The sequence below is a fragment of the Congregibacter sp. genome, from assembly GCF_965660375.1.
Lineage (GTDB): Bacteria > Pseudomonadota > Gammaproteobacteria > Pseudomonadales > Halieaceae > Congregibacter.
Genome location: NZ_CBFHZO010000118.1, coordinates 1 through 26,207 on the forward strand (window position 1 = coordinate 1; position 26,207 = coordinate 26,207).

24 protein-coding genes and 1 rRNA gene are annotated in these 26,207 nt (G+C 57.8%); 20 read left to right on the top strand and 5 right to left on the bottom strand.

Translation table 11 applies throughout. The annotated features are described in order from the left end of the window. Nucleotides 1-81 (top strand): 5S ribosomal RNA (gene rrf / locus ACTG3T_RS11635); the annotation flags it as partial. Between the two features lie 210 nt (nt 82-291). Here rrf and ACTG3T_RS11640 read toward each other — a convergent pair. Then, entirely contained in the window at nt 292-1,332 is a 1,041-nt protein-coding gene (locus tag ACTG3T_RS11640) for a prolyl hydroxylase family protein (RefSeq protein WP_439102444.1), read from the bottom strand. 245 nt (nt 1,333-1,577) lie between these two features. Here ACTG3T_RS11640 and ACTG3T_RS11645 point away from each other — a divergent pair, with 245 nt between their 5' ends. From ACTG3T_RS11645 to ACTG3T_RS11655, 3 genes are all read left to right on the top strand, one after another. Next, entirely contained in the window at nt 1,578-1,898 is a 321-nt protein-coding gene (locus tag ACTG3T_RS11645; protein WP_439102445.1) for a glutathione S-transferase N-terminal domain-containing protein, read from the top strand. Between the two features lie 81 nt (nt 1,899-1,979). After that, nucleotides 1,980-2,189, top strand: coding sequence for a hypothetical protein (locus tag ACTG3T_RS11650; RefSeq protein WP_439102579.1), 210 nt, complete (start codon nt 1,980-1,982; stop codon nt 2,187-2,189). Nucleotides 2,190-2,550: 361 nt separating this feature from the next. Next, nucleotides 2,551-3,507, top strand: coding sequence for an HDOD domain-containing protein (locus ACTG3T_RS11655; protein ID WP_439102446.1), 957 nt, complete (start codon nt 2,551-2,553; stop codon nt 3,505-3,507). Nucleotides 3,508-3,518: 11 nt separating this feature from the next. On the opposite strand, the gene sfsA is transcribed toward ACTG3T_RS11655, so the two are convergent. Then, a complete protein-coding gene (sfsA, locus tag ACTG3T_RS11660; protein ID WP_439102447.1) occupies nt 3,519-4,307 on the bottom strand; it encodes a DNA/RNA nuclease SfsA in 789 nt (262 codons plus the stop codon). A 125-nt stretch (nt 4,308-4,432) separates the two neighbouring features. Between sfsA and ACTG3T_RS11665 the strand changes: the two genes are divergently transcribed. Next, a complete protein-coding gene (locus ACTG3T_RS11665; RefSeq protein WP_439102448.1) occupies nt 4,433-4,813 on the top strand; it encodes a rhodanese-like domain-containing protein in 381 nt (126 codons plus the stop codon). Between the two features lie 2 nt (nt 4,814-4,815). Here ACTG3T_RS11665 and bchJ read toward each other — a convergent pair whose 3' ends face one another. Both bchJ and bchE read right to left on the bottom strand, forming a co-directional pair. Further along, entirely contained in the window at nt 4,816-5,421 is a 606-nt protein-coding gene (gene bchJ / locus ACTG3T_RS11670) for a bacteriochlorophyll 4-vinyl reductase (protein ID WP_439102449.1), read from the bottom strand. Next, nucleotides 5,421-7,112 (bottom strand): magnesium-protoporphyrin IX monomethyl ester anaerobic oxidative cyclase, encoded by a 1,692-nt coding sequence (bchE, locus tag ACTG3T_RS11675; RefSeq protein WP_439102450.1) that lies wholly within the window; start codon nt 7,110-7,112, stop codon nt 5,421-5,423. Before bchE ends, bchJ begins: the two co-directional genes overlap by 1 nt. A gap of 117 nt (nt 7,113-7,229) precedes the next feature. Here bchE and ACTG3T_RS11680 point away from each other — a divergent pair, with 117 nt between their 5' ends. From ACTG3T_RS11680 to ACTG3T_RS11705, 6 genes are all read left to right on the top strand, one after another. Further along, nucleotides 7,230-8,102 carry an alpha/beta fold hydrolase gene (locus tag ACTG3T_RS11680; protein ID WP_439102451.1) on the top strand — a complete coding sequence of 291 codons (873 nt, stop codon included), beginning with the start codon at nt 7,230-7,232 and terminating at the stop codon, nt 8,100-8,102. Between the two features lie 131 nt (nt 8,103-8,233). Then, nucleotides 8,234-9,253: a magnesium chelatase ATPase subunit I gene (gene bchI / locus ACTG3T_RS11685; protein WP_439102452.1), complete on the top strand. Its 1,020-nt coding sequence runs from the start codon at nt 8,234-8,236 to the stop codon at nt 9,251-9,253. Next, entirely contained in the window at nt 9,250-11,094 is a 1,845-nt protein-coding gene (locus tag ACTG3T_RS11690) for a magnesium chelatase subunit D (protein WP_439102453.1), read from the top strand. Before bchI ends, ACTG3T_RS11690 begins: the two co-directional genes overlap by 4 nt. 4 nt (nt 11,095-11,098) lie before the next feature. Beyond that, the gene (gene bchO / locus ACTG3T_RS11695) at nt 11,099-11,959 is read left to right on the top strand and encodes an alpha/beta fold hydrolase BchO (RefSeq protein ID WP_439102454.1); all 861 of its coding nucleotides are present in this window, start codon (nt 11,099-11,101) and stop codon (nt 11,957-11,959) included. 89 nt (nt 11,960-12,048) lie between these two features. After that, on the top strand, nt 12,049-13,575 hold the full coding sequence (locus tag ACTG3T_RS11700) for a phytoene desaturase (RefSeq protein WP_439102455.1): 1,527 nt from the start codon (nt 12,049-12,051) through the stop codon (nt 13,573-13,575). Continuing rightward, nucleotides 13,556-14,683 carry a phytoene/squalene synthase family protein gene (locus tag ACTG3T_RS11705; protein ID WP_439102456.1) on the top strand — a complete coding sequence of 376 codons (1,128 nt, stop codon included), beginning with the start codon at nt 13,556-13,558 and terminating at the stop codon, nt 14,681-14,683. The genes ACTG3T_RS11700 and ACTG3T_RS11705 overlap by 20 nt, the downstream gene beginning before the upstream one ends. Here ACTG3T_RS11705 and ACTG3T_RS11710 read toward each other — a convergent pair. After that, complete coding sequence (locus ACTG3T_RS11710) at nt 14,661-15,683, bottom strand: carotenoid 1,2-hydratase (RefSeq protein ID WP_439102457.1); 1,023 nt, start codon at nt 15,681-15,683, stop codon at nt 14,661-14,663. The two genes, ACTG3T_RS11705 and ACTG3T_RS11710, sit on opposite strands and share 23 nt — an antisense overlap. Nucleotides 15,684-15,810: 127 nt before the next feature. On the opposite strand from ACTG3T_RS11710, the gene ACTG3T_RS11715 reads away from it, so the two are divergent. The 9 genes from ACTG3T_RS11715 (at nt 15,811) to pufC (ending at nt 26,102) form a co-directional block, all read left to right on the top strand. Continuing rightward, a complete protein-coding gene (locus ACTG3T_RS11715) occupies nt 15,811-16,683 on the top strand; it encodes a polyprenyl synthetase family protein (RefSeq protein ID WP_439102458.1) in 873 nt (290 codons plus the stop codon). A 40-nt stretch (nt 16,684-16,723) separates the two neighbouring features. Next, nucleotides 16,724-17,833 carry a methyltransferase gene (locus tag ACTG3T_RS11720; protein WP_439102459.1) on the top strand — a complete coding sequence of 370 codons (1,110 nt, stop codon included), beginning with the start codon at nt 16,724-16,726 and terminating at the stop codon, nt 17,831-17,833. A gap of 113 nt (nt 17,834-17,946) precedes the next feature. Beyond that, a complete protein-coding gene (bchC, locus tag ACTG3T_RS11725) occupies nt 17,947-18,900 on the top strand; it encodes a chlorophyll synthesis pathway protein BchC (protein WP_439102460.1) in 954 nt (317 codons plus the stop codon). Next, nucleotides 18,900-19,880: a chlorophyllide a reductase iron protein subunit X gene (locus tag ACTG3T_RS11730; RefSeq protein ID WP_439102461.1), complete on the top strand. Its 981-nt coding sequence runs from the start codon at nt 18,900-18,902 to the stop codon at nt 19,878-19,880. Before bchC ends, ACTG3T_RS11730 begins: the two co-directional genes overlap by 1 nt. Next, nucleotides 19,873-21,342 (top strand): chlorophyllide a reductase subunit Y, encoded by a 1,470-nt coding sequence (bchY, locus tag ACTG3T_RS11735; protein ID WP_439102462.1) that lies wholly within the window; start codon nt 19,873-19,875, stop codon nt 21,340-21,342. Before ACTG3T_RS11730 ends, bchY begins: the two co-directional genes overlap by 8 nt. Further along, nucleotides 21,342-22,817 carry a chlorophyllide a reductase subunit Z gene (gene bchZ, locus ACTG3T_RS11740; RefSeq protein WP_439102463.1) on the top strand — a complete coding sequence of 492 codons (1,476 nt, stop codon included), beginning with the start codon at nt 21,342-21,344 and terminating at the stop codon, nt 22,815-22,817. The genes bchY and bchZ overlap by 1 nt, the downstream gene beginning before the upstream one ends. 379 nt (nt 22,818-23,196) lie before the next feature. After that, a complete protein-coding gene (gene pufL, locus ACTG3T_RS11745; RefSeq protein WP_439102464.1) occupies nt 23,197-24,024 on the top strand; it encodes a photosynthetic reaction center subunit L in 828 nt (275 codons plus the stop codon). A gap of 12 nt (nt 24,025-24,036) precedes the next feature. Further along, entirely contained in the window at nt 24,037-25,014 is a 978-nt protein-coding gene (pufM, locus tag ACTG3T_RS11750; protein ID WP_439102465.1) for a photosynthetic reaction center subunit M, read from the top strand. Further along, nucleotides 25,014-26,102 (top strand): photosynthetic reaction center cytochrome PufC, encoded by a 1,089-nt coding sequence (gene pufC / locus ACTG3T_RS11755; protein ID WP_439102466.1) that lies wholly within the window; start codon nt 25,014-25,016, stop codon nt 26,100-26,102. The genes pufM and pufC overlap by 1 nt, the downstream gene beginning before the upstream one ends. Nucleotides 26,103-26,207: the final 105 nt, after the last annotated feature.

Below are 26,207 nucleotides of genomic sequence, written 5' to 3' on the forward strand. Positions count from 1 at the left end.
CATCCCGAACTCAGCAGTGAAACGATGTATCGCCGATGGTAGTGTGGGGTTTCCCCATGTGAGAGTAGGTCATCGCCAGGCGCCAAAACGTAATCGCCCCAACCACCATCGGTTGGGGCGTTTTACGTTAGGGGGCGGGGGGTTTATCTCTATCAAGGCACTTTCTCTGCTCGGTGTTTCTTGAGCGACAGCGCTGTTGGTATCTAAAGCACACCCTAACGGACGACGAGTGATACTTCTTATCAATAGTAGACCCGGGGTTATGGCCGGACAGTGCACCGACGGGCCCTGCTACTCGCTAACGAAGGGTAATCCCGTTCCGCGATCCCTGAACCACTTGGTAATGATGAATTTAGAGCCAGCCTCCACGGGAAGCCCTGCGTGTAAGGTGTTGGGGTTGGGCTCACCGTTGGCAAGCAGATTGTTCCAGCAAATCGCCAGGCCCTGCTCAGGCATAATGGTTTTGCTGATTTTGCTGAAATGCGTCCCGCCACCGAGTTCGGGCTTGTTCAAGTAAATCATGAACGTCCAGGTCCGCTGGCCCTCGGCAGCTGCAAACCGCTCATACTCTTTGGTACCAGGCACAAAGTAATCCGGATGAGTTTTGTACTGCTGGCCCGGTTCATACCATTGTCCCTGGGTCACTTCTGCCCAACCATTATTCAGCCCCAGCGTGCTCGCAATGCGTTGATTGATGTCCGCAATGAAAGAGAACTCATGTGCTCTGAGACTGCAGGTTCGACTGGACCGGATATCAGACTGTTGCTCATAACCGTCAACCTTCGATGGATGCGCGTTTGCCGTAATAGCGTCAATGAGAATTTTGCACTTCTGAGTACTGAGAAAGTTGCGTATGGCAAACAACTGTAGCTCGTCGATGCAAAGGGCGGTTATCTGCCCGTTACCTGTTTCTCGCACAACCCGTGGTGCTGCTAACGCCGCGTAGTCTACATCTGTCTGCCGCGTGTTCCGGCCCTGTTTCGGGTTTTTCGTTCTGACTTCTCGCTGATAGCTCTTCTTTGAAGCCGCTTTTTTCAATGCGTATTTAACGTCTCTTGCCGCAAAGCCCTGCGCTTCCAGGGCGCTCCGGGTGTCTTCAATCGTTGATCCGCCTCTCAGATTGGAGCGGGCCCAAGCAACCCACTCGTCACTGATCGCCATAGAAAACCCCTTAAAAAAAAGTGCCGTCGTCGCTATCTCGTATCTCTTACTAGCGAGTCTATGCAGCCCCCATTTGTGGGTCAACTCGATTATCGGAGCGCTCTCTTCAGAGCCACCTTGCGCCTGTTGGCGGTAGTTTGTCGGTCCGAGTATCAGATGATGATCAGGCATGAAAAGGCCCTGCGAGTATGGCGCCACGTGTGGACCGTATGGCCGGCGGATATGTACAGAGGATGTGGATTTGGGGATCGAGCTACAGGGTTTTCCTGCGTCATTAATATGCGCGGTCGCAAAGAAATGGGACTTGAGAGTGAGAGTGCGACTGACTTACACAATCGCGTGGTTAGCTGCTGCCCAGTCAACTGGTGCTCTTCTGGCGCTCCGGGGGCAAGTCCTTCCTAAAAAGAGGAGCAGCTATGAGTCTTGTTTTCTACACCAAACCGATGTCCCAGGGAAGCATAGTCCGATGGATGCTGGAAGAACTGGGTGAGCCTTACGACACGAACGTTCTGGATTATGGGGACGCCATGAAATCTCCGGACTATCGTGCTATCAATCCCATGGGCAAAGTAGCCGCTCTTGTGCACGGTGAAGCCGTTGTCACAGAGAAGGCCGCAATTTCTGCCTATCTGGCAGATATGTGTCCAAAAGCGGGCCTCGCCCCAAGGAGCAACGAGAGAGCGGCGTATCATCGGTGGATGTACTTTGGCAGGGCCTGTGGAAGCAATTACGAGTAGTGGTTCCCTGGGTATAGAGCGGGATGAGCAGTACCCCGCATACTGGGTTATGGCTCTTTCGATCTGACCTATCAAGCCCTGCTGTTTGCCCTCGCCGATAAAACTTTCATCTGTGGGGATAGGTTTACCGCCGCCGACATCTATTTCGGTTCGGAAGTTATGTTTGGCTGGCAGTTCAAGAGCCTTCAGGAGCTTCCGTTACTGTGGGCTTATAGAAGTCGCTTAACGGCGCGTGGGGCTTACCAACTAGCCTTGGCACTGGACGATGCAGCGCTCGCTGGCGATTCGTGAGCGCGCTTCGAGCGCCGTACAATAATGATGGCAATAAACGAGAAATAGGCAACAAATAGGCGACAAAGGCTCACCGGTGAGCGACAGTGTTGCAGACGCGGTTGGCGACAATGCCGTAAGCCGTTAGCCACACTGTTCCAAACGACTAAGGGTAGGTGAAATGGAGTTTGATGCGCTTTGGGTGGTTTTGATCCTTTTGATCGCGGTATCCCTCTGGTTTTTCCTGCGAAAACCCACAACCAAAAAGTATTCACAGCAGTTACGCACACGGCAGCAAAAAAAGGCGGCTTCTGTCAGCCAACCCAAACCCAGGGGCGCGGAATCAGCTGAGTTGCCGGTATTTGAATCAGCAGCCCCCGAGTTGGCCGATCCCTCCCCTCGACCGCTGCCTGCCGAGCTTGAAGGCTTCCACCTCATTATGCATGGCGAGCTGACGCCCGAGGTGTCAGAGAATATCGATGCGATCTGCACGCGCATGCCTGAGCCGCATCCGGTGCAGCGACAGCTTGCCAGTGGCTTGGATACACCTGACTCTTTGATGGAAGCCGTTGTTTCGGATGCAGGCCTTACCGCGAGAATTCTTAGCACTGTCAACTCTGCCGCGTTTTCTCTCGCATTCCCCATTACCAGCGTTCGGCATGCCATCACCTATCTCGGGGTAAGCGTTGTAAAAGGGCTGGTTGCGCAATCCGCTGTGGCTGAGCAGCTTGACGAGGGGAGTCCAGAGCAGCAGGCAGCTTTGGGTCGCATCTGGAAATCGGCTTGTACGGCGAGTGCACTGGCTCAGATGCTCGGTCAGGAGCTCGGCGTCAAGAGGCCATCGGTGCTTGCCACCAAGGCGCTGTTCTTTAATCTTGGGGATGTGGCCCTCGTGACCAGCGTCGAGGGTTTGCCGGCAGTCTACAGTGACGGCGTTAACATTGTGGCCAGAGTCACAGCCCAGCAGAACGCCTGTTCCGCCAATACCGCGATTATAGGAGCAAGCCTAGCAAGACTTTGGCATTTACCCGATGATATCGTCAACGCTATAGAGTTCGGTTTCATACCCCTGGTAACGCCCGCCGCGGAGCACTCTATGACAGGCGGTGAACGCCAGGAAAATGTGCTTATGTATCTGGCCGGGCGTTTGGGCGACCGCGTGAGCTATCGCGGTTTACGTGATGTTGCGGAACTCAATCTCACCGATTCCCAGGAGCCCGGACTTTTTTATCTGGCGGAGAATTTGAGTGGCGCAGGTTTGGGGCGTGTGCCGGCACTGCTACAGGAACCCGCGTTCCGACGCAAAGCGAATCGTGTGCTGGCGGCGCTGAACGCCTAGGTTCTCACTGTTTATTGGGTTTTGCCCCGGCGTGTCCAGCCCGAGGTGCTGGCAAGTGCATCGCGAAAGCCCCTGATGGACTCCGTGTTGTAGGGTCGAAAGTCTACGGGCAGCGTGCCGAGGTAGCTGAATCCGTGAACCCCCACGTCAAAATGCAGGCCAGTAAAGCGCACACCCTCTGCGTAAGCCTGCCTCGCTGACGCCGCGAACACCGGATCGTGAAGGTCGCTGGGCCGGACGAAGGCACCATCTTTCCTCTGCACCACAAAGAGCACCGTCGCCTTGTCGCCAAGCCGCACTTTTTCAACCAGCTCATCAAGGTGGCCCGTGGCCCGCTTGCTGACGGAGTCGGGAAAATAGGCGCCACCGTCGGGGTACACCAGGTGACAGTTCTTTACCTCGACCCAATGACGGGAGTTCTCTCCCTCCAATAAAAGGTCGATCCGCGAGCGTTCGCCATAGGGGACTTCCCGGGATATTTTTCGGTAGCGTTTTAAACCGCTTATCAGCTTTGACTGAACTACCATCTCCGCCAGTCTGTTAGGTAACATGGTGTTAACGCCGATCATTACACCGTCGATCTCGAGCATCTCCAGGGTGTAGCGCAACTTTCGAGGACTGTCGTGCGGAACCTGCGATATCCAGGCGCGGCTCCCCGGCGCAATCAGGCCCTCCATGCGGCCGGTGTTAACGCAGTGGGCCTCGATCTCTCGATCACCCAGAGCGAGGCGCGCAATAAAGCGGTCATAGCGCGCCAGAAAAGTGCCGGTGATAAGTGGGTTGGCATGGGGTATGAGCATGGTGACGAGGGTAGCATTCAGAGGCTTACAGGAAGTACTTTTACGGAAGATTTGGTAGCTGAGGGAGCTGTAAACCGCGGGCTCCGTCGCAGGATTTTAAGTAAAGTTCAAAGAGGTACCAAGCAATGAAAACAGCACAGGATCTGGTGGCTGCGGCCAAGGCGAGCATTACCGAGGTGCCAATGGAGGGGGCGGAGGAAGCGGTGATGACTGCGGATGTGATCATTGATGTTCGCGAGGGCAATGAATACCAGGACGGTCACATCGGTGGCGCGATCAATATTCCCCGGGGATTATTGGAGTTTATGCTGTCAACTGATGAGAGTCTTCAGGACCGTTCCCGGCGCGTCCTGGTTTATTGCAAGACCAGTGGTCGTGCGGCGCTCGCGGCGCAAACAATGGGAGAGATGGGTTACCTTCACGTGAAGTCTATTGCAGGAGGGTTCGACGAGTGGAAGGGTGCCGGTAAAGCGATCGCTCACCCAACGACACCTGATTTCGGCTAGGCTCAGCGTATTTCAAATACGCAGCTGTCGCTGCCGGTGGCACAGCACTGCGTTTCGACGCAGCGTAGGTTGGGGTCCACAATAGAGGTGAAGAGTCTCTGAAACACTGCACTGTGCCAGTGGCACAGGGGGGCCGCAGATTGCTCACCCCGGACCACCGGGTTGTCGCGAAGGGTAAACACCAGTGGGTGCCGTGAGCGCACACGAAAAGTGCCGGAACCAGCAAAGGTCCAGGCGTGCTTCTCGATGATATTGGCCAGCAGCGGGGCCGAGAGCCATGGTGGCAGGGTGCGCATCACGCGCAGTGCGGCAGTGGGGATGCGATGTTTGATGATGTAGTCAGCGGTGCGCTCGCCCGCGCGGTTCGTGAGCTTGGGGGCCAGGATCGGATGATTTGAGCGCAGTGCCTGATGCAGGGCCGCCGCCGGTGATTCTGCCATCATGCCTTCGCTCGATGGTAGGTCACTCATGCCGGACAGGCGCATGAGTCGGTTCCGCTCCTCCTCTCCCAGCATATCGTCAAGCAGCGGTACTAATTGCAATACGCTGTTGGGTCCGATGCGGGCAAGCCCGTCATTCGGGGGCGGTATTGCTACCGGTGCATTCACTAGGCCATTTCCTCTACTTTCTCCGTTACGTTCGCGACGCTTTTGTCAGCTTTATTCTCGATAAAAGACTCTTCCATTTGCTGGTCGCCGCCGCCGCAGGCTTTGACTACCACAACCTGTTCGTCGCAGTCTTCCAGTGCCGCTTGTTTTCGCGCGCGAGCCTGTGCCGCACGATCCTGGGTAGACTCCCAATCTTCCAACTGTGCGGGCGCGATCTTGCGCGTCGTGTCGAAGTGGAAGTCGACCTTGTCCTTGGTTTGCGGTCCCCAGTAACCGGCCTTGCCCAGATCATAGAAGCTCCGTTGAAAGCCCGCTTTCATAAACGCCTTGAGGCAGCCCAGAAGATAGCGGCGACGGAATCCGGTGCCGCGCCAGGGATAGTGAAACAGCGCTTTTTTGCTGTAGAAGCGCCGGTAGTTGCGCATGACGCCATCCAGAAGTTCGCCACGACTCATGGCGGCGGGTTTCATAATAGGCGTTACAAAGTTGTACTTGGAAAAGTCAAAGATTTCGACTTTGTCACCCAGGTCCTGGAATAGTGGCGTGAACGGCCAAGGCGTGTACATCGCCCAGTTTGCCAGGTCAGGCTGCCATTCCCACGCCATTTGATAGGTTTCTTCCAAGGTCTCGGGTGTTTCGTTATCGAGGCCAACGATAAACTGCGCTTCGATGAGAATGTCTGCCTCCCGCAGAAGCTGAATCGCCCGCTTGTTGTCCTCTACTTTTGTTTCCTTGTTGAACTGATCAAGTTTCATCTGCGCGGCCGCTTCGGTCCCGAGACTCACATGCACGAGCCCCGCTCGGCGGTAGAGCGGTAGGAGCTCTTCATCCCGGAGAATGTCCGTGACCCGGGTGTTGATGCCCCATTTCACGCGCTCAGGAAGGTCTCTGCGAATCAGTTCTTCGCAGAATTCGATAAACTTTTTGCGATTGATGGTGGGTTCCTCATCTGCAAGGATGAAGAATCCCACTTCATGTTCATTAACGAGTTTTTCGATTTCGTCGACCACCTTGATGGGGTCGCGTACGCGATAATCCCGCCAGAACTTCCACTGGGAGCAGAAGGAGCAGGTGAAGGGGCAGCCTCGCGCCATATTTGGTATGGCTACACGGGTCCCCAGGGGGATGTACTTGTAGTGGCTCCACTCGAGCATGTTCCAGTCGGGTTCTATGGAGTCCAGATCCTTGATCGTCGGCGCCGCCGGGGTTGCAACGATTTCACTGCCGCGCCGAAAAGCCACGCCCAGGATATTTTCGCGCCGGGCTTCAAAATCTCCGGAGGAGGCGGCCCGGACCACATCACATAGTATTTCTTCCCCCTCCCCGCGCACGATCAGGTCAATCCAGGGTGCTTCACTGAGCACCTGCTTGTACATGAACGTTGCATGAATGCCGCCCAATACGCGCAGCGCGTCGGGCGCGTGCTCCTTTGCGAGCTCCAGAATACGCTCCGCTGCGTAAATAGAAGGGGTAATGGAAGTGACACCCACCAGGTCAGGCTGCAGCTCTGAAATCCGCTCGGCAATGGTGGCGTCATCCAGGTCGTGGGTCATGGCATCAATAAAATGGATGTCGTCAAAACCCGCCTTGCGCAAGGGGCCAGACAGGTAAGCCACCCAGGCGGGGGGCCAGCTGCCGGCGATTTCGGCGCCGCCGGACTGATAATTGGGATGCACAAACAGTATTCGCATGCCGATCGACTCTGGCAAAAGTGTCCAATAAATGTAACACCTAAAGTGTTAACTAAATTTGACATATGTCAAGGGTTGCTTATACGCGTAAGCTCGGCCAGTTCAAAGGAGTTTGCTATGGAAGGCCAGTCATTGCCCGCAGCGATTGAGGCGGAAGAAGCCCGTTGGGCGTTGCCAAGTTCGGAATCGGTGCTCTGCTATCACCGGCCGGGCAGTGGCCGTCCTTTACTGCTGCTTCACAGTATGAATGCGGCAGCAAGCGCTTATGAGGTAAAGCCGTTTTTTGAGGATATGGCCCTCTCGATGCCTTTGTACGCTCCAGATTTGCCGGGTTTTGGTCGTTCGGAGCGTGCTGATCGTGTCTATAGCCCAGAATTCTATGCGCAAGTAATCATCGATATCGTGAACGCCATGAACCTTGGTCCTGTCGATGTGCTGGCGTTATCCACAACGTCAGAATTTGCTGCCCGTGCTGCCCTTGATGCCCCGGAGTTGTTTAGTAGTCTTACCCTGGTGTCCCCGACGGGTTTTATGCGCCGACGCAGCTCACGCTCCCAAGCGCCAGAGCGCGTGCATCGGGTGTTACGTCTTCCGCTTCTGGGCGCAGGTCTGTTTCGGATTCTGCGAACAAAACCGAGTATTCGGTACTTTCTGGACAAGGCATTCAAGGATGGTGCTCCTGACGACATGGTTGATTACGCCTGGGCCAGTGCTGCTCAGCCTGGAGCGTCCTATGCGCCCTTTTACTTTTTATCGACCCAGTTTTTTGCGCCAGATGCGGTGGGAGAGCTTTACGAGCCGCAGCAGTTGCCCGTTCAGGTCCTCTACGATCGGGACCCCAACATCAGCTTTGATTACCTGGATGAGGTTGTGCGGGACAAGGATAACTGGCAGTTGACCCAGATTCCTGACACGCTCGGCTTGCCGCAGTTTGAGGCTCCGGCGCAAACCCAGGCGGCGCTGGAAGATTTTCTAAAGAACCTTGCCTGAAGGTCTTTTTTCGTTAGCTGACGGCACCCTTATCAGCTAACGGCACCCATTTTCTAAATCGATCGTGTAAGCTTGGATTTACACAGGCATCTTGTCAGATGTCGACCAAGAATCAGCTGGAATTTAGAATTATGGCGAAAGCCTTTCCGTTTACGGCCATTGTGGGCCAGGACGAAATGAAAACTGCCCTGCTCGTGGCAGCGGTGGATCCCTCCATTGGAGGTGTTCTTGTTTTTGGGGACCGGGGTACGGGGAAGTCCACGGCCATTCGTGCATTGGCAGCGCTGATGCCAAAAATCCCCATGGTTGATGGCTGCCCTTTTAACTGCGACCCCGATAAGAAACCCGCGGGCCTCTGTGCCCGCTGCGAATCCGGGACAGATAAACTGAAGTCCCGCGCTTCGCCAATTCCGGTAGTGGATTTGCCCCTGGGCGCTACGGAAGATCGGGTTATCGGCGCGCTGGATCTGGAGCGGGCACTTCATGATGGCGAGAAGGCCTTTGAAGCGGGGCTTCTGGCCCGGGCCCATCGTGGATTTCTCTATATCGACGAGGTGAATCTCCTTGAGGATCATATCGTTGACTCTCTCCTGGACGTTGCTGCCAGCGGTGAAAACGTGGTCGAGCGTGAGGGGCTCAGCGTGCGTCATCCCGCTCGCTTTGTACTGGTGGGCAGTGGAAATCCGGAGGAGGGGGAGCTTCGCCCCCAGCTCCTGGACCGTTTTGGCATGTCGGTGGAAGTAAAAACGCCTCAGGACGTCGCAGCCAGGGTGGAGATTGTTCGCCAGCGTGATGCCTTTGAGCGTGACCCGGAGGGCTTTAGCAAGCATCAGCAACGTAAAGAAGGTCGCGTTCGTCGGCAGTTGCAGAAGGCCCGGGAGTCGCTGGATTCTATTGAGGTTGCAGACGATGTACTGGAAGCGGCCGCAACCCTGTGCATGTCGCTGGGAACCGACGGTCTGCGGGGGGAGCTTACCCTGGTGCGAACGGCGCGGGCTCAGGCAGCGCTGGCAGGTCGCGATGTGGCGACCCTTGCCGATATGAAAGCACTGGCGCCATCGGTGCTGCGGCACCGGTTGAGGCGGGACCCCCTCGATGAGTCGGGTTCTACCGCGCGAATCGACAAGGCGCTGTCGGCGCTCTTCGATTGACCATAGAAGCAACCGAGGAGCAACTTGCGCGCTGGAATGATGCGGCATGGGCGGCAGCGTGTCTGGCGGTAGGTGGCCACATAGTTGGAGGAATCCGGCTGAAAGGGCGTCCGGGTCCGGTGCGGGATTTTTGGTTGGAGCAATGCCGGGCATTGTTGCCCGACGCTACGCCCTGGCGAAAAATACCGCTTCACTGCAGTGAATCCCGTTTACTGGGCGGTCTGGATTTGGCTGCGACCCTGCGCAAGGGCTCTCCCGTCGCGGGGCGCGGTCTCCTGGTAGAAAGCAATGATGGCATTGTCCTGCTGAGCATGGCGGAGCGGGCGCCGACTTCCGTTGTGGCGCCCCTTGCCGCTCTCCTTGATGAGCCGGTCCTCCGTCTGGAGCGTGAGGGCATCGCAGCGCAGCACGATTGTCGTCTTGCCGTAGTCGCTCTCGATGAGGGCGTCGATGACGAAGCGCTGTCTGCCAACTTGATAGAGCGCCTGGCCCTGCAGATTGATCTGACCCCGTTGCCCGTGGGCGCCATCGACGAGTTTCCGTGGTCAGCGGAGGATATCCAAAGTGCCCGGGAATCCCTTTCAGCTGTAGAGCTTGAAGGGCCGGCGCTGCAGAGCATTTGTCAGGCGACTCTGGCGCTGGGTATTGATTCTCCGCGGGCGGCAGTACTGGCGGCCAGGACGGCTCGGGTGCTGGCGGCCCTCGCGGGTGAGGATAGCGTGTCCGATGAACACCTCGAGCAGGTTTTGCGCCTTGTGTTGCTGCCCTTGGCAACGCAGCTTCCCGCGGGCGATGAACAGGCGTCGGAAGACGACCTTGAAGAAAGCCGTGAAGACAGCCCTGAAGACCCACAGCCTCCTGAAGATCAGGCGCCGGATACATCTGACAGTCCGCCGCCTGAAGAAAATTCCCAGCCGAAAGACGAGGAAGGGCAGGATGGTGAGCAGTCCAGCGCGGATGTAGACCCGCTGACCGATGATCGCCTGCTGGAGGCGGCGCAGGCCATGCTGCCTCCGGATTTGCTGGCTAAGTTGCTCAGTGGGACCATGGGTGCCAGGCGCAGCGCCGCAAGCGGTAAATCCGGAGCCAGGCAGCGCGCCAAAATGCGCGGACGGCCCATGGGTAGTCTTCCCGGCGATCCCCGCAGTGGGGCGCGACTGGATGTCATGGCGACACTGCGCACCGCTGCCCCCTGGCAGCGCTTGCGGGGGCCCGCTACCGGCGGCGCTCGTTTACGGGTGCAGGCCGAGGATTTTCGTATTGTGCGTTTTCGCCAGCGATCGCAGAGCGTCACGGTGTTCGTGGTTGATGCATCGGGGTCTTCGGCGCTCTATCGCCTTGCGGAGGCAAAGGGGGCTGTCGAACTGCTTCTCGCAGACTGCTACGTACGGCGCGACGAAGTGGCGCTCATTGCCTTCCGGGGCGACAGCGCCGAATTGTTGTTGCCGCCCACGCGATCGCTGATCAGGGCGAAGCGCAGTCTTTCGGCTTTGCCGGGCGGTGGTGGCACACCCCTTGCGGCAGGCATTGATGCCACCGCGGAGCTGTTGGAGATGTTGGATCGCAGGGGGGCAACGCCCGCCTATGTGATGCTCACGGACGGAAGAGGCAACGTATGTCGTGATGGCAGTACGGGCAGGGAGCCTGCGCTGGCAGATGCCCTGACGGCGGCGCAGAACCTCAGGCTGAGTAGTGCGGCGGCGGGCATGGTGATTGATACCTCGCCGAGACCCCATCGCTCCGCCGCGGAGCTGGCTAATAATCTGGGAGCGCTGTATCTGCCATTACCCAATGCGAACGCGCAGCAGCTACAGTCCGTTGTCCGGCAGGTTGTGAGTTAGGCCTGTGGCGGGCTATGAACTGCCGGCTGACTGGCCGGATGTAGACTGCAGTGAGTTTATTGAGTCTGCGGGACTGCGCTGGCATGTGCAGCTTCGTGGGGAGGGGCCGGACTTGCTGTTGCTTCACGGCACCGGGGCATCTTCTCACTCCTGGGTGCCCATGGCGCGTCTTCTGGAGTCGGACTTTCGTGTCATCGCCCCCGATCTCCCCGGACAGGGTTTTACCGAGCTGGCGCCGGCAGCACAGTGTTCCCTGACGGGTATGTCCCGGGCCATCGGCCATCTTCTGCATGATCTTGATGCAAAGCCCGTAGTTATCGCCGGTCATTCTGCGGGCGCCGCCATCGCGGCAAGCCTGTGTTTGCGCGGCTCTCTCAATCCTCAATCTGTGGTTAGTATCAACGGGGCGATGCTGCCCTTCGGGCGGGCGGCCGCGCCGGTGTTCAGTAAGGCGGCGCAGCTGCTTGCGGCTTCTCCGGTGTTTACCCAGTTGGTTGCACTTCACGCGGTGCCGCGAAAACCGGTGGAGCGGATGTTGCGGCAGACCGGCTCCAATACGCCGCCCGAGATGATTCGCTGTTATCGGGATCTGCTGGGTAAACCGAGGCATGTCGCCGCTACATTGCGCATGATGGCGAATTGGGATCTGGAGCAACTGGAGGCCAACCTCGATCGCTTGAATCCCGCGTTAACACTCCTGGTCTGTGATAAGGATTCGGTGGTGCTGCCGGCGCAGGGTGAGGAGTTGGCTCGCCGTCTCCCTGGATCAGAGCTCCATCGGATCGCCGGTTTGGGGCATCTGGGCCACGAAGAAAGTCCCGAGTGGTTCGCGAAGCAGATTCAAAAGGCTGCTGCACCGCGGTGAGGTCACAGAAAACTGCGGGTTAATCTGTGCAAGGTGCTTTCTTGCTGCTATGCTGTAAACCAAGTTTGACACTAAAAGTGTAATTTATAGTGAACGGTATTGTGACCCCGGGTTCTGAGCTGCAATCGGGTGCTGCTCCCCACGCCATCGTCATTGGTAGTGGTTTTGGCGGTCTTGCCGCCGCAATTCGCCTTTCGGTGCGCGGTTATCGCGTTACCGTGCTCGAAAAGCTCGATGCCGCCGGCGGGCGAGCGTATGTGTTCCGGCAGGACGGATTTACCTTCGATGCCGGCCCCACGATTATCACCGCGCCGTTTTTGCTGGAAGAGCTTTGGACGTTGTGCGGCAGAAACTTCAGCGATGATGTGGATCTTCGCGCCATGAAGCCGTTTTTTCGTCTGCGTTTTGATGATGGCGACACCTTCGATTACACCGGTGATCCACAGCAGATGCGCGCGGAGATACGCCGCATAGCGCCGGATGATCTGGACGGCTATGAACGCTTTCTCAAGGCCAGTGCCACGGCCTATCGCCTTGGCTATGAGCAGATGGGTGACATGCCCTTCACCAAAATTACCGACATGCTCAAGGTTATTCCCGAGATGCTTAAAATGCAGGGTCTTCGGAGCCTCCATTCCCTGGTGCGCGCTCATGTAAAGAGCCCCAAGTTGCAAACCGTGCTGAGCTTTCATCCTCTGCTTATCGGCGGAAATCCCTATTCGGTGACCGCTGTCTACGCATTGATCTCCTACCTCGAGCAGCAACACGGCGTCCATTCGGCCATGGGCGGGACCGGGGCGCTGGTGGATGCCATGGTGTCGCTGATGCAGTCCCAGGGTGCGGTGCTGCGTTGCAATGCCGAAGTGGATGAGATCCTGGTAGAGAGTGGTAAAGCGAAGGGCGTGCGCCTGGCGTCGGGAGAGGTGCTCTCTGCGGACGTGGTGGTGTCCAATGCCGATGCGGCCTGGACCTACCGACACCTTGTTAAGCCTGAGCACCGAAAGCACTGGACCGATAAAAAAATTGAGCGTTCCAGTTTTTCCTCGGGGCTGTTCGTCTGGTACTTCGGTACCGATAAGCGCTACGAAGACGTGCCTCAGCACTCGGTGCTTCTCGGGCCGCGATACAAGGGGCTATTGGACGACATTTTCAAGCACCATCACCTCGCCGATGATTTCAGTCTGTATCTCCATCGCCCCACAGAGCTGGATCCAAGTCTGGCGCCCGAGGGCTGTGACACTTTCTACGTGCTGGCGCCGGTGCCTCATCTGGAGAGCGGCACGGACTGGGAGGCACAGGCGGAGCCTTTTCGCCTCGCCATTCAGAAGCGTCTTGAGGAAACCGTGCTGCCGGGTTTTTCCGGGCATGTGAAAACCTCCAGGGTGATGACGCCGCTGGACTTTCAGAGTCGGCTGCTTGCGTTCAGGGGTTGCGCTTTCAGCTTTGAGCCGAAGCTTATGCAAAGCGCCTGGTTTCGGCCCCACAATGTCAGCGAAGACGTGAAGGGTCTTTATCTCGTCGGCGCGGGTACCCATCCCGGTGCCGGCATTCCCGGCGTGATAACGTCAGCCAAGGTGCTCGATCAGGTGATTCCCCATGCGCACAGCTATGCCTGAGTCTGCCTCTGAGGTAAGGGGTGTTTTGCTGCGTTCAAGGGTGGCGATACCCCCGGATGCGCGCTCCGATACTGCCCACTGTCGCGGCATGATTCGCACGGGATCCAAGTCGTTTTTTCTCGCCTCCCATTTATTGCCGTCGGACCTGCGGGGGGCCGTATATGCCCTCTATGCATTCTGCCGGGAAGCGGATGACGCCATTGATGACGGGGATGACCCCATCGCGGAGCTGGCAATATTTCGGCGGCGTTTGAACGCGGTGTACGGTGAAGGCGCGCCGGATAATACGGTGGACCGTGCGCTTGCCCGGGTTGTATATGACTATGCGCTGCCCCGGGAACTCCTCGAGGCGCTGCTTCAGGGCTTCGCCTGGGACGTGCAGTCTCGCGCGTACAAGGATCTCGGTAGTGTTTACCGCTACGGCGTGCGGGTGGCGGGCTCCGTGGGCGTTATGATGGCATTGCTTATGGGTGTTCGCGATCCCGGCATGCTGGCTCGCGCGGCGGATCTGGGTGTTGCCATGCAGCTTACTAACATCGCTCGTGATGTCGGTGAGGATGCCAGGGCGGGGCGGGTCTATCTGCCCAAGCGCTGGCTTAGGGAGGTTGGTCTGAGCCCTCAGGCGCTTATAGAAAACCCGGTGTTTTCTCCGGAGCTTGCTACCGTGGTTGCCAGGCTGCTTAGTGCAGCGGAGTGTTTGTACGCCCGAGCGGACAGCGGCATTTCCGGGTTGCCGGCCCGATGTCGGCCCGGTATTTATGCCGCGAGGAAGCTCTACGCGGGTATTGGTCATGAACTGTTGCGCCGCGGTGGCGATAGCGTTTCTCAGCGCACGGTGTTGCCTGCGCATCGCAAGCTGCTGTTGACCGCGAGTTCTTTAGTGCCCCCCAGGGTAAACCTTGCACATCTTCATGCGGATCCGCTCCCCCAGGTGCGCTACCTCATTCGCGCGGTGGACAGCCTGCCAGCACCGGAGGTTGTCGAGCAGCCGCGGGATGGATTTGCCGGTGATGTGGATTGGGTGCTCAATGTGTTTGCCGAGCTCGAAAAGCGCGATCGGGAGGTTCACAGTTCACGGTCGACTCTCAGGTCAAGCGTGGCATCCTGAAGGGTAGCAGGGTCTGTACCCAGCGCTGCTCAAAGCGCTCCATGGACAGGCTCTCGTGGATACCGGTCCCCGGCTCTCCTCCAAACTCTGTCTCAATAAGTGAGCGCGCATAAAACGGCGTGTCTTCCAGGGTCTTTAATCGTTTTGGCTTTGTTTCGGCGCTGGGCATGCGTCGATCGACGCGCCATATGTCCGTGCGCGGCAGTGCCGCGGCTTCCAGCGCTTTCTCGTTGGCAATGGATCCATCCTTACTAAATCGCAGGGCGAGTCTGTATGGCTCCCGGTCGCCATGACGTGCCTCGTAACGCACGGCGCAGTCGCCGCTGTTCAGTCGCGCGCGGGTCCAGTCCCAGCCCGAGAACCCATCGGCCAGGGGTTCCGTTCCCCGATTGCTGTCCAGGTAGCCATCGCCGGACCAGGCGGTACCCAGGGATGGGAGATCAACATCAATTCGCGCAATGGGGGCTATGGGGTTCCAGTGGTGCCGGGCATCTTCATCCAGTTGCAGGCTGTGTGTGGTGAGCGTTGAGGGGGTGATGCGAATCGTTCCCTGCATGGGCTGCGCAAAGGGCGTGCACCGTTCGTTTACCTGGACCAGAAAGCTTTGCCCGTCCCAGTCGATGCGGCTCGGGCCCAGAGCGTAGCTGTCGGCGCTGCGTTCGAGGCGGGCGGCGCTCCGCTCGGTCATGCTCCAGCGTTTTTTGCCCCCGGGTCCATAGAGAATAGTATTGAAGGCGCAGTGGTTTTCCGCGCGGGTCAGGGCTTTGCGTCGCGCGCGGGCGTAGTAGGGTGAGAACACACTCCCGACAAAAATAATCATGGTGAAAGCCTGTGTGCCGTCGTCGCTGATGGCATCGACATACCACCAGAGGTAGCCGTTGTCCGTCACCGCCTCGGCAAAGTCGATGCCGGGCTTGCGGCTGCTGTAGCCTGGCGGTAACGCCTTGCCCTCCAAGGCGGTGCGTTCTGGGGCCAAATCCTGGGTTGGTGAATCTTCCATTGCTGCTGGTATTCCTTCTTGCATCGCTCTTTGTGTTGCTCTTGCTTTTGCTACTTGTATTCTTTAGTCGTCTAATCTACCTTACACAAGCAAGTGTAAACTAATATTAACAGTGTGGGGTTCGCTTATGCCGATAGGTGACAGTGATTTCGAGCAGGTTTTGCGGTCAGCCGTTGAAGAGGCGGCCGATGCGCGCTGTCCCAAGTTATTGGCCGCCGCTCTTCATCATGCGGTGTTCCCTGGGGGTGCCCGGGTCCGGCCCAAGCTGTGTCTGGCCGTGGCGCTGGCGAATAATTGTGATGCGCCCGCACTCGCCGCCGCCGCCGCGGCCTCTGTTGAGCTTCTTCATTGCGCTTCCCTCGTTCACGATGATATGCCCTGTTTTGACAATGCCGAGGAGCGTCGAGGCAAGCAGTCGGTGCACTCCGCCTATGGTGAGCCCATCGCGCTATTGGCGGGGGATGCTCTGATCGTGTCGGCTTTTGCGTTGCTGGCAAGACCCCGGTTGCCGGCGAAGAATCGCCTGTCGCAACTGATGCGCGTTGTCGCCGAGGGCGTGGGTGCGCCCTGCGGTATTGCGGCGGGGCAGGCCTGGGAGTCGGAGCCCGTTGTCGACGTGTCCTTGTATCACCGGGCAAAAACCGGTGCTCTGTTTATTGCGGCAACCGCCGCTGGTGCTGCCGCTGCCGGGGTGGATGTTGCGCCCTGGAAATTATTGGGTGCGAAGATCGGTGAGGCCTACCAGGTCGCAGACGATATTCAGGATGCGACCTCAACACCCGAACTGCTTGGTAAACCCTGCGGCGTTGATGTCGCTCTCGATCGCCCCAGTGCCGTTTCAGAGCTGGGCCTTGATGGTGCTACGCGTCGCTTGCGCGAACTTGTGGAAGAGGGGGTGGCTGCCGTACCTCCCTGTGCCGGCCGCGCAGAGCTGCAAGAGGTGGTGCGCCAGCAGGCTCAGCGCTTTTTACCCAAAGCCTGCGCCCCGGTAGCTGCCTGATTGATCGCGCTCGACCCGCGCTCTTTGCAGGCGTGATCTCATGCGCCTGAAAAACTGGCTGCTCACGCGGCGGGATCGTCTGTTGGGCAGTCCCGCGTTCCATCAGTCTGTACTGCGCTTTCCCCTATCGCGCTGGATTGCCCGCCGGCGGGCCCGGGAGCTTTTTGATATTACCGCGGGCTTCGTTTATTCCCAGGTGCTTGCTGCCTGCGTAGAGCTGGATCTTTTTGAGCGTCTTGCGGCGGGTCCGCGAACGTCGGCGCAGCTTGCCGCTGCCTGCGATGTGCCCATAGAGGGACTGGAGCGCCTGCTGCGCGGGGCTGCAGAGCTTCGGCTTTTGCAGCGCTGGGGATCTGATGGCTGGCGCCTCGGTGATCTGGGGGCGGCCAGTCGCGGCAGCCCGGGAATAGCTGCCATGGTGCGTCATCATCACCTGCTTTATCAGGATCTCGGCGACCCTTTAGCGCTTTTGCGGGATCGCTCCCGAAGCGCCCTGAGTCAGTACTGGGCCTACGCGGCCGAGCCTGGGCACAGTGAGGCAGAGAATGCGCAACGCTACAGCGAACTCATGGCGCAATCACAGTCATTTGTTGCGGATGATGTCCTCGCGCACTGCTCTTTGGAGGGGCGGCGGGAGCTCCTTGATGTGGGTGGTGGGAGTGGTGTGTTTGCCGCAGAGGCCCTGCGGCGTTTTCCCGACCTTCGCGCGCGGGTATTTGATCTCCCGGATGTCGCTGTGCTCGCCGGCGAACGTTTCGCCCGAGAGGGGTTGCAGGGCCGGGGGCATGCGCTGGGCGGTGACATGTTTCTCGATGCTTTGCCCCGTGGTGCCGACGTGATCAGTCTTATTCGGATTCTTCATGATCATGACGATGATCTGGTGATGCGGCTGCTAAGGGGTGTGCGCCGCGCCATGAAGCCCGATGGTCTTTTGCTGCTGGGCGAGCCCATGGCCGAAACGGCCGCAGCGCCTGGTGTCGGCGCCTATTTTCACTTGTATCTCTGGGCCATGGGCAGTGGTCAGCCGCGCAGCTTGGCGCGAATTCGTGGGATGTTGGAGGCGGCGGGTTTTGCCGATGTCCGGGAGCTTGGCAGTTATCAGCCGCTCCTTGTGCGTGTTTTGACGGCGCGTCCGGCGGCGGCGTCCTGAGTGTTCAGAGGGCTTGCCAATGAATATGTCATTTTTGCTTGACAGCGACTGCTGTCCATATAAACTGACACTATGAATAAATTGAAGTGTCCGACGTTCACAGGAGAAAGCCAGTGGTAGATCGCACCGCGACTGCCGTCGTCTTTGAGAAGCCGGGTGTTATGTCCCTTCGCAGTGTTGGCCTGACGGAACCTGCTGACAACGACTGCGTTGTGGAAGTGCTCTGGAGTGGTATCAGTACAGGCACCGAGCGTCTTCTTTGGGATGGCCGCATGCCGGCATTCCCCGGTCTTGAATACCCCCTTGTCCCCGGATACGAGTCTGTTGGAAGGGTAGTCGAAGCGGGGTCTTCGGGGCTGCGCAAAGCGGGGGACCTGGTGTTCGTACCGGGCTCCGCGGGATACACCAATGTTCGAGGTCTTTTTGGCGCGTCGGCCGAAAGCCTCGTTGTGGGCGCTGAGCGTCTGATTCCTATCGATGAATCCCTGGGCGATCAGGGCATCCTGCTCGCTCTCGCGGCAACAGCGCATCACGCGGCATTGCGTATTGGTAAGCACGCACTCCCGGACTTGATCATTGGTCACGGTGTTCTGGGACGCCTGCTCGCGCGCATTGTCATTGCCCTTGGCGGCGACGCCCCCACGGTTTGGGAGACCAACGGGAGCCGCCATAGCGGCGCGGCAGGTTACCGGGTAATCACGCCGGATAGCGATCAGCGCAAAGACTACAAAGTCATCGCAGATGTTAGTGGCGATGCCAATATTCTCGACAGCTTGATAGCGCGGCTTTCGCCGGGTGGTCAGGTGATCCTTGCGGGTTTTTATCACGCCCCGGTGAATTTTAGTTTTCCACCGGCGTTTCAACGCGAAGTGTCATTTTCCATCGCCGCAGAGTGGCAGAAACCTGATCTTGAATCGGCCCTGGGCCTGGTTCGGGACGAGTCTCTCTCCCTCGGCGGTTTAATCACTCACCATCAGTCAGTGCGCACCGCCGCCCCTGCATACCGCATGGCCTTTGGCGATCCGGACTGTCTGAAAATGGTCCTCGACTGGAGGTGCATGCACTGATGAATAAGGCTGTAACCCAATACACTCCTGGTAATGATGAGGGCTCGCTTCTCGCCAGCTCTGATGATGGCGGTTCCAAAACACAGATCATTGCGATCTACGGGAAGGGCGGCATCGGCAAGAGCTTCACCCTCGCCAACCTGTCTTACATGATGGCGCAACAAGGCAAGAAAGTGCTGCTCATTGGCTGTGACCCCAAAAGTGACACCACGTCATTGCTGTTTGGCGGTAAGGCTTGCCCTACGATCATTGAGACCGCATCCAAGAAAAAAGCGGCCGGCGAAGAGCTCGTTGTCGGTGACGTTTGTTTCAAACGCGATGGCGTTTTTGCCATGGAGCTCGGTGGTCCCGAAGTGGGCCGGGGTTGTGGCGGTCGCGGCATCATCCACGGCTTTGAAACCCTGGAAAAACTGGGCTTTCACGACTGGGATTTTGACTATGTGCTCCTCGACTTTCTGGGCGACGTGGTCTGCGGCGGTTTTGGTCTGCCTATCGCCCGGGACATGTGTCAGAAAGTGATTGTGGTGGCGTCCAACGACCTCCAGTCCCTCTACGTGGCCAACAACGTGTGCTCCGCGGTGGAGTATTTCCGTCGCCTCGGCGGTAACGTCGGCGTTGCCGGTATGGTGACCAACAAAGACGACGGCTCCGGCGAAGCTCAGGCCTTTTGCGAGGCTGTGGGGATTCCCCAATTAGCCGCGATTCCTGCCGACGATGACATTCGCAAGAAGAGCGCCAACTACGAAATCATCGGGCGGCCCGAAAGTCAGTGGGGGTCGCTCTTTGAGGGTCTTGCCCAGCAAGTGGCAGAAGCGCCTCCGCAGCAGCCGACCGCGCTCTCCCAGGATGATCTCCTGGCGCTCTTTGACGGTGATGCTGTAGGTCGCAATGTCGTTCTGGAGCCCGCAAGTGTTGAAGAGCTTTGCAACGTAGAAGCATTGAACCGCCCTTCACTGGAGGTGATCTACGACGATGTCTGATTCGCTGACTACTGTGAAACCCGCCGATGTGATTGCCAGTTCAGATGCCAAGGATACGGTATCAGGCTGTCACGCCGGCGCCGACACAATGAAAAAAGCGGCGGCAGAAGCCGGCAAAAGCGAAGTTCTCGAGCAATATGCCAAGGATTATCCCACCGGTCCCCATGACCAGCCCCAAAGCATGTGTCCGGCCTTTGGTTCTCTGCGAGTGGGCTTGCGTATGCGACGCACTGCGACCGTCCTCTGCGGATCTGCCTGTTGCGTCTATGGCCTGACCTTCACTTCGCATTTTTACGGTGCTCGCCGAACGGTAGGCTATGTGCCTTTCGATTCGGAGTCGCTGGTGACCGGAAAGCTCTTTGAGGACTTGCGGGAAGCGACCTACAAGCTGGCTGATCCGGATAAATACGACGCCATAGTTCTCATTAATCTTTGCGTGCCGACGGCCTCCGGTGTTCCTCTGGATTTGTTACCCAAGGAGATTAACGGTGTCCGCATCGTAGGCATCGATGTTCCCGGTTTCGGTGTGCCAACCCACGCAGAAGCGAAAGATATTCTGGCAGGCGCGATGCTTTCCTATGCGCGTAGCGAGGCCGAGCAGGGTCCCGTAGCGAGACCAGAGGCAGAGAGTGTGGGTCGACCCACGGTTGCCCTTGTGGGCGAGATTTTCCCCGTCGACGCCATTATGATCGGACGCATGCTCGAGCCCATGGGGCTGGCTGCTGGTCCCATAGTTCCCACCCGTGAATGGCGGGAGCTGTATGCGGCGCTGGCGAGCCCTATCGCCGCCATGCTTCACCCTTTTTATAAGGCAACGGCCCGGGAATTTACCTCGGCCGGACGCTCACTTGTGGGCTCTGCGCCCGTGGGGCACGACGGTACTGCGGCCTGGCTCAAGGCGATCGCTGAAAGCGCCGGCGTTAAAGATGAGGTTCTTGCCAAAACCAGTAACGCGCTTCTTCCTGCTATTAAGGGAGCGCTCGCTGCAGCCCCCGTTGATGCCCGCATCACTCTGTCCGGCTACGAAGGTTCAGAGCTCTTGGTAGCGCGACTCCTTGTGGAAGCGGGTGCGGACCTGCGCTATGTGGGTACCGCCTGTCCACAAACACCCTGGTCTGACGATGATCGAAACTGGCTGGAATCCAAAGGTGTGCAGGTGAACTACCGCGCGTCTTTGGAAGATGACATTGCAGCGGTCGAAGAGTTTCAGCCCGATTTGGCCGTGGGTACTACACCAGTGGTGCAGCACGCGAAAGAGCAGGGTATCCCCGGTCTTTACTTTACGAACCTGATTTCTGCTCGTCCCCTTATGGGGCCGGCGGGTCCTGGTTCTCTGGCGCAGGTGATTAACACCGCCGTGGGTAACAAGGAACGATTTGCACGCATGGAGTCTTTTTTCAACGGTGTAGGTGCAGGCGAAACCGCCGGTATCTGGCCGAGTGCGTCGGGGAGGGCCGCGTAATGTTAGTGCTCGATCATGACCGCGCGGGCGGCTACTGGGGAAGCGTTTACGTTTTCACTGCCATCAAGGGACTCCAGGTCATTATTGATGGTCCCGTGGGCTGCGAAAACCTACCCGTTACCTCCGTGCTCCATTATACCGATGCGCTGCCACCGCACGAGTTGCCCATTGTGGTGACGGGTCTTGCAGAAGAAGAGCTGGGTCAGAAAGGTACTGAGGGTGCTCTCAGACGCGCCCACAAAGCCTTGGACCCCAAGAGGCCGTCGGTGGTCGTCACAGGATCTATTGCCGAAATGATCGGCGGTGGCGTGACGCCGCGGGATACCAATATTGAACGATTCCTGCCTCGCACCATTGATGAAGATCAGTGGCAGAGTGCCGATCGCGCGATGTATTGGCTCTGGGATCGCTATGGAAAAACCAAGCGCAAGAAAGCCAAACAAACGCCGAGGGAAGAGGGCGCGAAGCCTCGGGTCAATATCATTGGACCTATCTATGGTTGTTTTAACACCTGGTCCGACGTCGCAGAAATTCAGCGTCTTGTCGAAGGGATTGGGGCAGAGATCAATCTGACCTTCCCCATGGGCGTGCAGCTGGACGATGTACCCAAGCTTGCCGATGCGGACGTCAATGTGTGTATGTACCGGGAATTTGGCCGAAAGCTCTGCGAAGGACTGGAAAAGCCCTATCTCCAGGCACCCATTGGCTTGCATTCAACGACTGCATTCCTGGAGTCTTTGGGCGAGCTACTGGGGCTTGATCCCCAGCCTTTCATCGAGCAGGAAAAGCACACCACCATCAAGCCGATGTGGGACCTCTGGCGTTCGGTAACTCAGGACTTTTTCGGCACGGCAAACTTTGGCGTTGCCGCCAGCGAAACCTATTCCCGCGGACTGCGTAATTTTCTGGAAGAAGAACTCGGCATGCCCTGCAGCTTTTCCTTCTCTCGCTGCGCAGGAGCAAAAACCGATAACGAAGCCGTGCGCGCCGCTATCGCGGACAGCGCGCCGCTCATCGTGTTCGGCAGCTATAACGAACGCATGTACATCGCCGAGACGCAGGCACGCACCATGTACATTCCCGCCTCTTTGCCCGGCTCCATCGTGCGTCGCCATACGGGCACGCCTTTTATGGGCTACGCAGGTGCCTGTTACGTGCTCCAGGAAGTGTGTAACGCATTGTTTGATGCGCTGTTCCACATTCTCCCTCTCGGCACTGATTTGGATCAGATTGACGCGACGCCGTCTCGGCTCAACGAAGAGCTCGTCTGGGAGCACGAAGCGGAGACACTGCTCGAGAAGCAGCTTGAGCGTGAGCCGGTGTTGCTGCGAATTTCTGTTGCCAAGCGTCTTCGGGACGCGGCTGAGCAGCGGGCAAGAGCGGCAAGCGCTGATCAGGTCGGCGTTGAACATCTGGATAAAAGCTTACAGGCAAGTGCGAAATCCGAGTCCCTTGACGAGCCGGAGACCGCCTAGATGTTGATAAAACCAATTGCAGAGATTGCGAGCCAAAACCGGGGAGGGCGGAGGCATGCTGAAAGCTGGGGAAGTGGACGTAGGAGCACAGCAAGTGCGACAAACTGATAAACGAAGCTATCGACTGTTATTGGCGATGGCTGTGAGCTGTTTTTTTGTGGTGAGCGTGATAACGCGCTTGCTACCCCGAGCGCTGAGGCCCTTCGCGGCCAGCGCTCGGAAACGCGAATCCTGCTTCGAAGAAGCAAGGCGCGTCGCTTTGGCGGTGATTCCCTATGCTTTTGAGTGGTAGGGCGTTAATTAAATTGAACCGTGGTGATTGTCTGCTGCGGAAGAACTATCGAAATTCACCGTCAGTGACGGGTTTGGAGGTTACGGCATGTCCATGTTGAGCTTTGAGAGAAAGTACCGGGTACGTGGAGGCACGTTGCTCGGTGGGGATCTCTTTGATTTCTGGGTGGGGCCGTTTTACGTCGGCTTCTTTGGTGTCACCACGATATTTTTTAGCGTAGTGGGTACCGCGTTGATTCTTTATGGCGCAGCCATGGGTCCGACGTGGAACGTGTGGCAAATCAATATTGCGCCACCGGACCTGAGTTACGGTCTCGGACTCGCGCCTCTGATGGACGGAGGGCTTTGGCAGATCATCACGTTGTGTGCCATCGGAGCCTTCAGCTCCTGGGCTTTGCGTGAAGTTGAAATCTCACGAAAACTCGGGATGGGGCTCCACGTGCCCTTCGCGTTTGCGGTAGCGATCTTTGCCTACGTGACCCTGGTGGTGATCCGCCCGTTTTTGCTCGGCGCCTGGGGGCACGGATTTCCCTACGGCATCCTCAGTCATCTCGATTGGGTGTCGAACGTTGGTTATCAGTACCTGCACTTCCATTACAACCCAGCGCATATGCTTGCGGTAACGTTTTTCTTTACCACGACGCTGGCTTTGTCCATGCACGGATCACTCATTTTGATGGTGACCAACCCTGGCGATGACGATCCCGTAGTGAAAACCGGTGAGCACGAAAACACCTTTTTCCGCGACGATGTGGGGTACTCCATTGGCGCGCTCGGTATCCACCGCCTGGGTCTTTTTCTGGCTTTGTCGGCCGGTTTCTGGAGTGCGGTATGTATTGTTTTAAGTGGACCTTTCTGGACCCGCGGTTGGCCCGAATGGTGGAACTGGTGGCTCAATCTACCGGTCTGGTCTTGAGGGGAATAAAATATGAGCCTTGAATATCAAAATATTTTTACACGGGTCCAGGTTCGCGGACCCCATTATCCCGGGGTGTCTATTGGTGCGGAGAACGAGAACCGCATTGGTACTCCCACCGATAACTATTGGGCGGGAAAAATTGGTGATGCACAGATAGGACCGTTCTATCTCGGCTCGTTGGGTCTGGCATCCATTGTTTGCGGCCTTATCGCCTTTGAGATTATTGGTCTCAACATGTGGGCTTCAGTCAACTGGGATCCCGTACAGTTTGTAAGACAGTTGTTCTGGCTGGCTCTTGAGCCGCCACCACCCCAGTACGGCTTGAGCCTCCCGCCCCTGAATGATGGCGGTTGGTGGCTGATTGCCGGGTTCTTCCTGACGCTGTCGATTATGCTCTGGTGGCTGAGAACCTACCGGCGCTCAAAAGCTTTGGGTATGGGACAACATCTTACCTGGGCCTTTGGTGGTGCTATCTGGCTCTATCTGGTGCTCGGCTTCATCCGTCCCGTTCTCATGGGCAGCTGGAGTGAGGCAGTGCCCTTTGGCATCTTCCCGCACCTGGACTGGACCGCGGCCTTCTCGCTGCGCTACGGAAATCTGTTCTATAACCCCTTCCATATGCTTTCCATTGCATTTCTGTACGGCTCCGCACTGCTGTTTGCCATGCACGGTGCAACGATTCTGGCGGTAACCCGCTACGGCGGTGATCGCGAGATTGATCAGATTACCGATCGGGGTACGGCATCGGAGCGCGCAGCACTGTTCTGGCGCTGGACCATGGGCTTCAATGCTTCCATGGAATCCATTCACCGCTGGGCCTGGTGGTTCGCGGTACTAACAGTAGTGACCGGCGGCATCGGAATCCTGCTGACAGGCACGGTGGTAGACAACTGGTATCTCTGGGCTGTGAAACACGGAGTAGCGCCGTCCTATCCGGTACTTGAGGCAACTCCCACGGTTGATCCCATGTTGACGGGAGGTCAGTGATGAAAATTTCTATGCGAATGCTTGGTGTGGGTGTATTGCTCACGACGGTTACCCTGGCAGGCTGTGAAAAGCCGCCGCAGGAGGTGGTACAACGTGGCTATCGCGGTACGGGGATGGAGCAGGTAGTCAACCCCGCTCAGCTTGACGACATGATCGCCAGGAACCAGGCGCCCGAGGCTGCACCCGCGGTGCCGGCCACCGGCCCCAAAGCCGGCGATATCTATGAAAACGTGCAGGTGCTGGGTGATCTGAGTGTGGGTGAGTTCACCCGCCTCATGGCCTCCATTACCGAGTGGGTCTCTCCGGAAGAAGGCTGTACTTACTGTCATGGCAACGATGGTTTTGCCGCTGATGACAAGTACACCAAAAAAGTCGCTCGGGTAATGATTGCCATGACCCAGCGAGCTAATGAAACCTGGGGAGCAAATCACACCGCTCCTACGGGTGTCACGTGCTACACCTGTCACCGCGGCAATAACGTACCTGAGTATGTCTGGGTCACGGAAGAAGCACCGATGATGCCAGGGTCTTTTGCAGCGGCACCCACCGGTCAGAATGTTGCCGACGTGGCAGCCAATGGTTACGCATCTCTGCCCTACGACCCCTTCACACCCTATCTCGAAGGCGATGCAGACATTCGTATGGCGGGCGACACAGCGCTGCCCACGGGCAACCGCAAGTCGATTAAACAGACCGAATGGACCTACTCACTGATGATGCATTTCTCCCAGTCCCTGGGCGTGAACTGCACCTACTGTCACAACAGCCGCGCCTTCGCCAACTGGGAGCAGAGTCCTCCTACCCGCGTAAAGGCCTGGCATGCGATCCGCATGGTGCGAGAGTTGAACAACGAGTATGTCTGGGAAACTAACGACTGGCTCCCCGAGCATCGACAAGGGCCGTCGGGTGATCCCCAGAAAATCGCGTGTAACACCTGTCACCAGGGCGCTTACAAGCCTCTTTATGGTGCCCCCATGCTCGAGGATTTTCCGAACCTGGCGAAACAGTCCGACGGTTCAAAGCAGTTGATCAAGGTCGCGACGGAGTCTGAGAAGGCACCGGCAGCAGCCATGGTTGGTGGAGGATAAAAGAATCTAGGGCGGTTCCACTTTGGTGGTCCGTTGTAGGTGCAGTTGCTATAGGTGCCTCTATAGGTGTCCGCAGCGCTGTCAAGGCCCCTCAGGCCTTAAGAA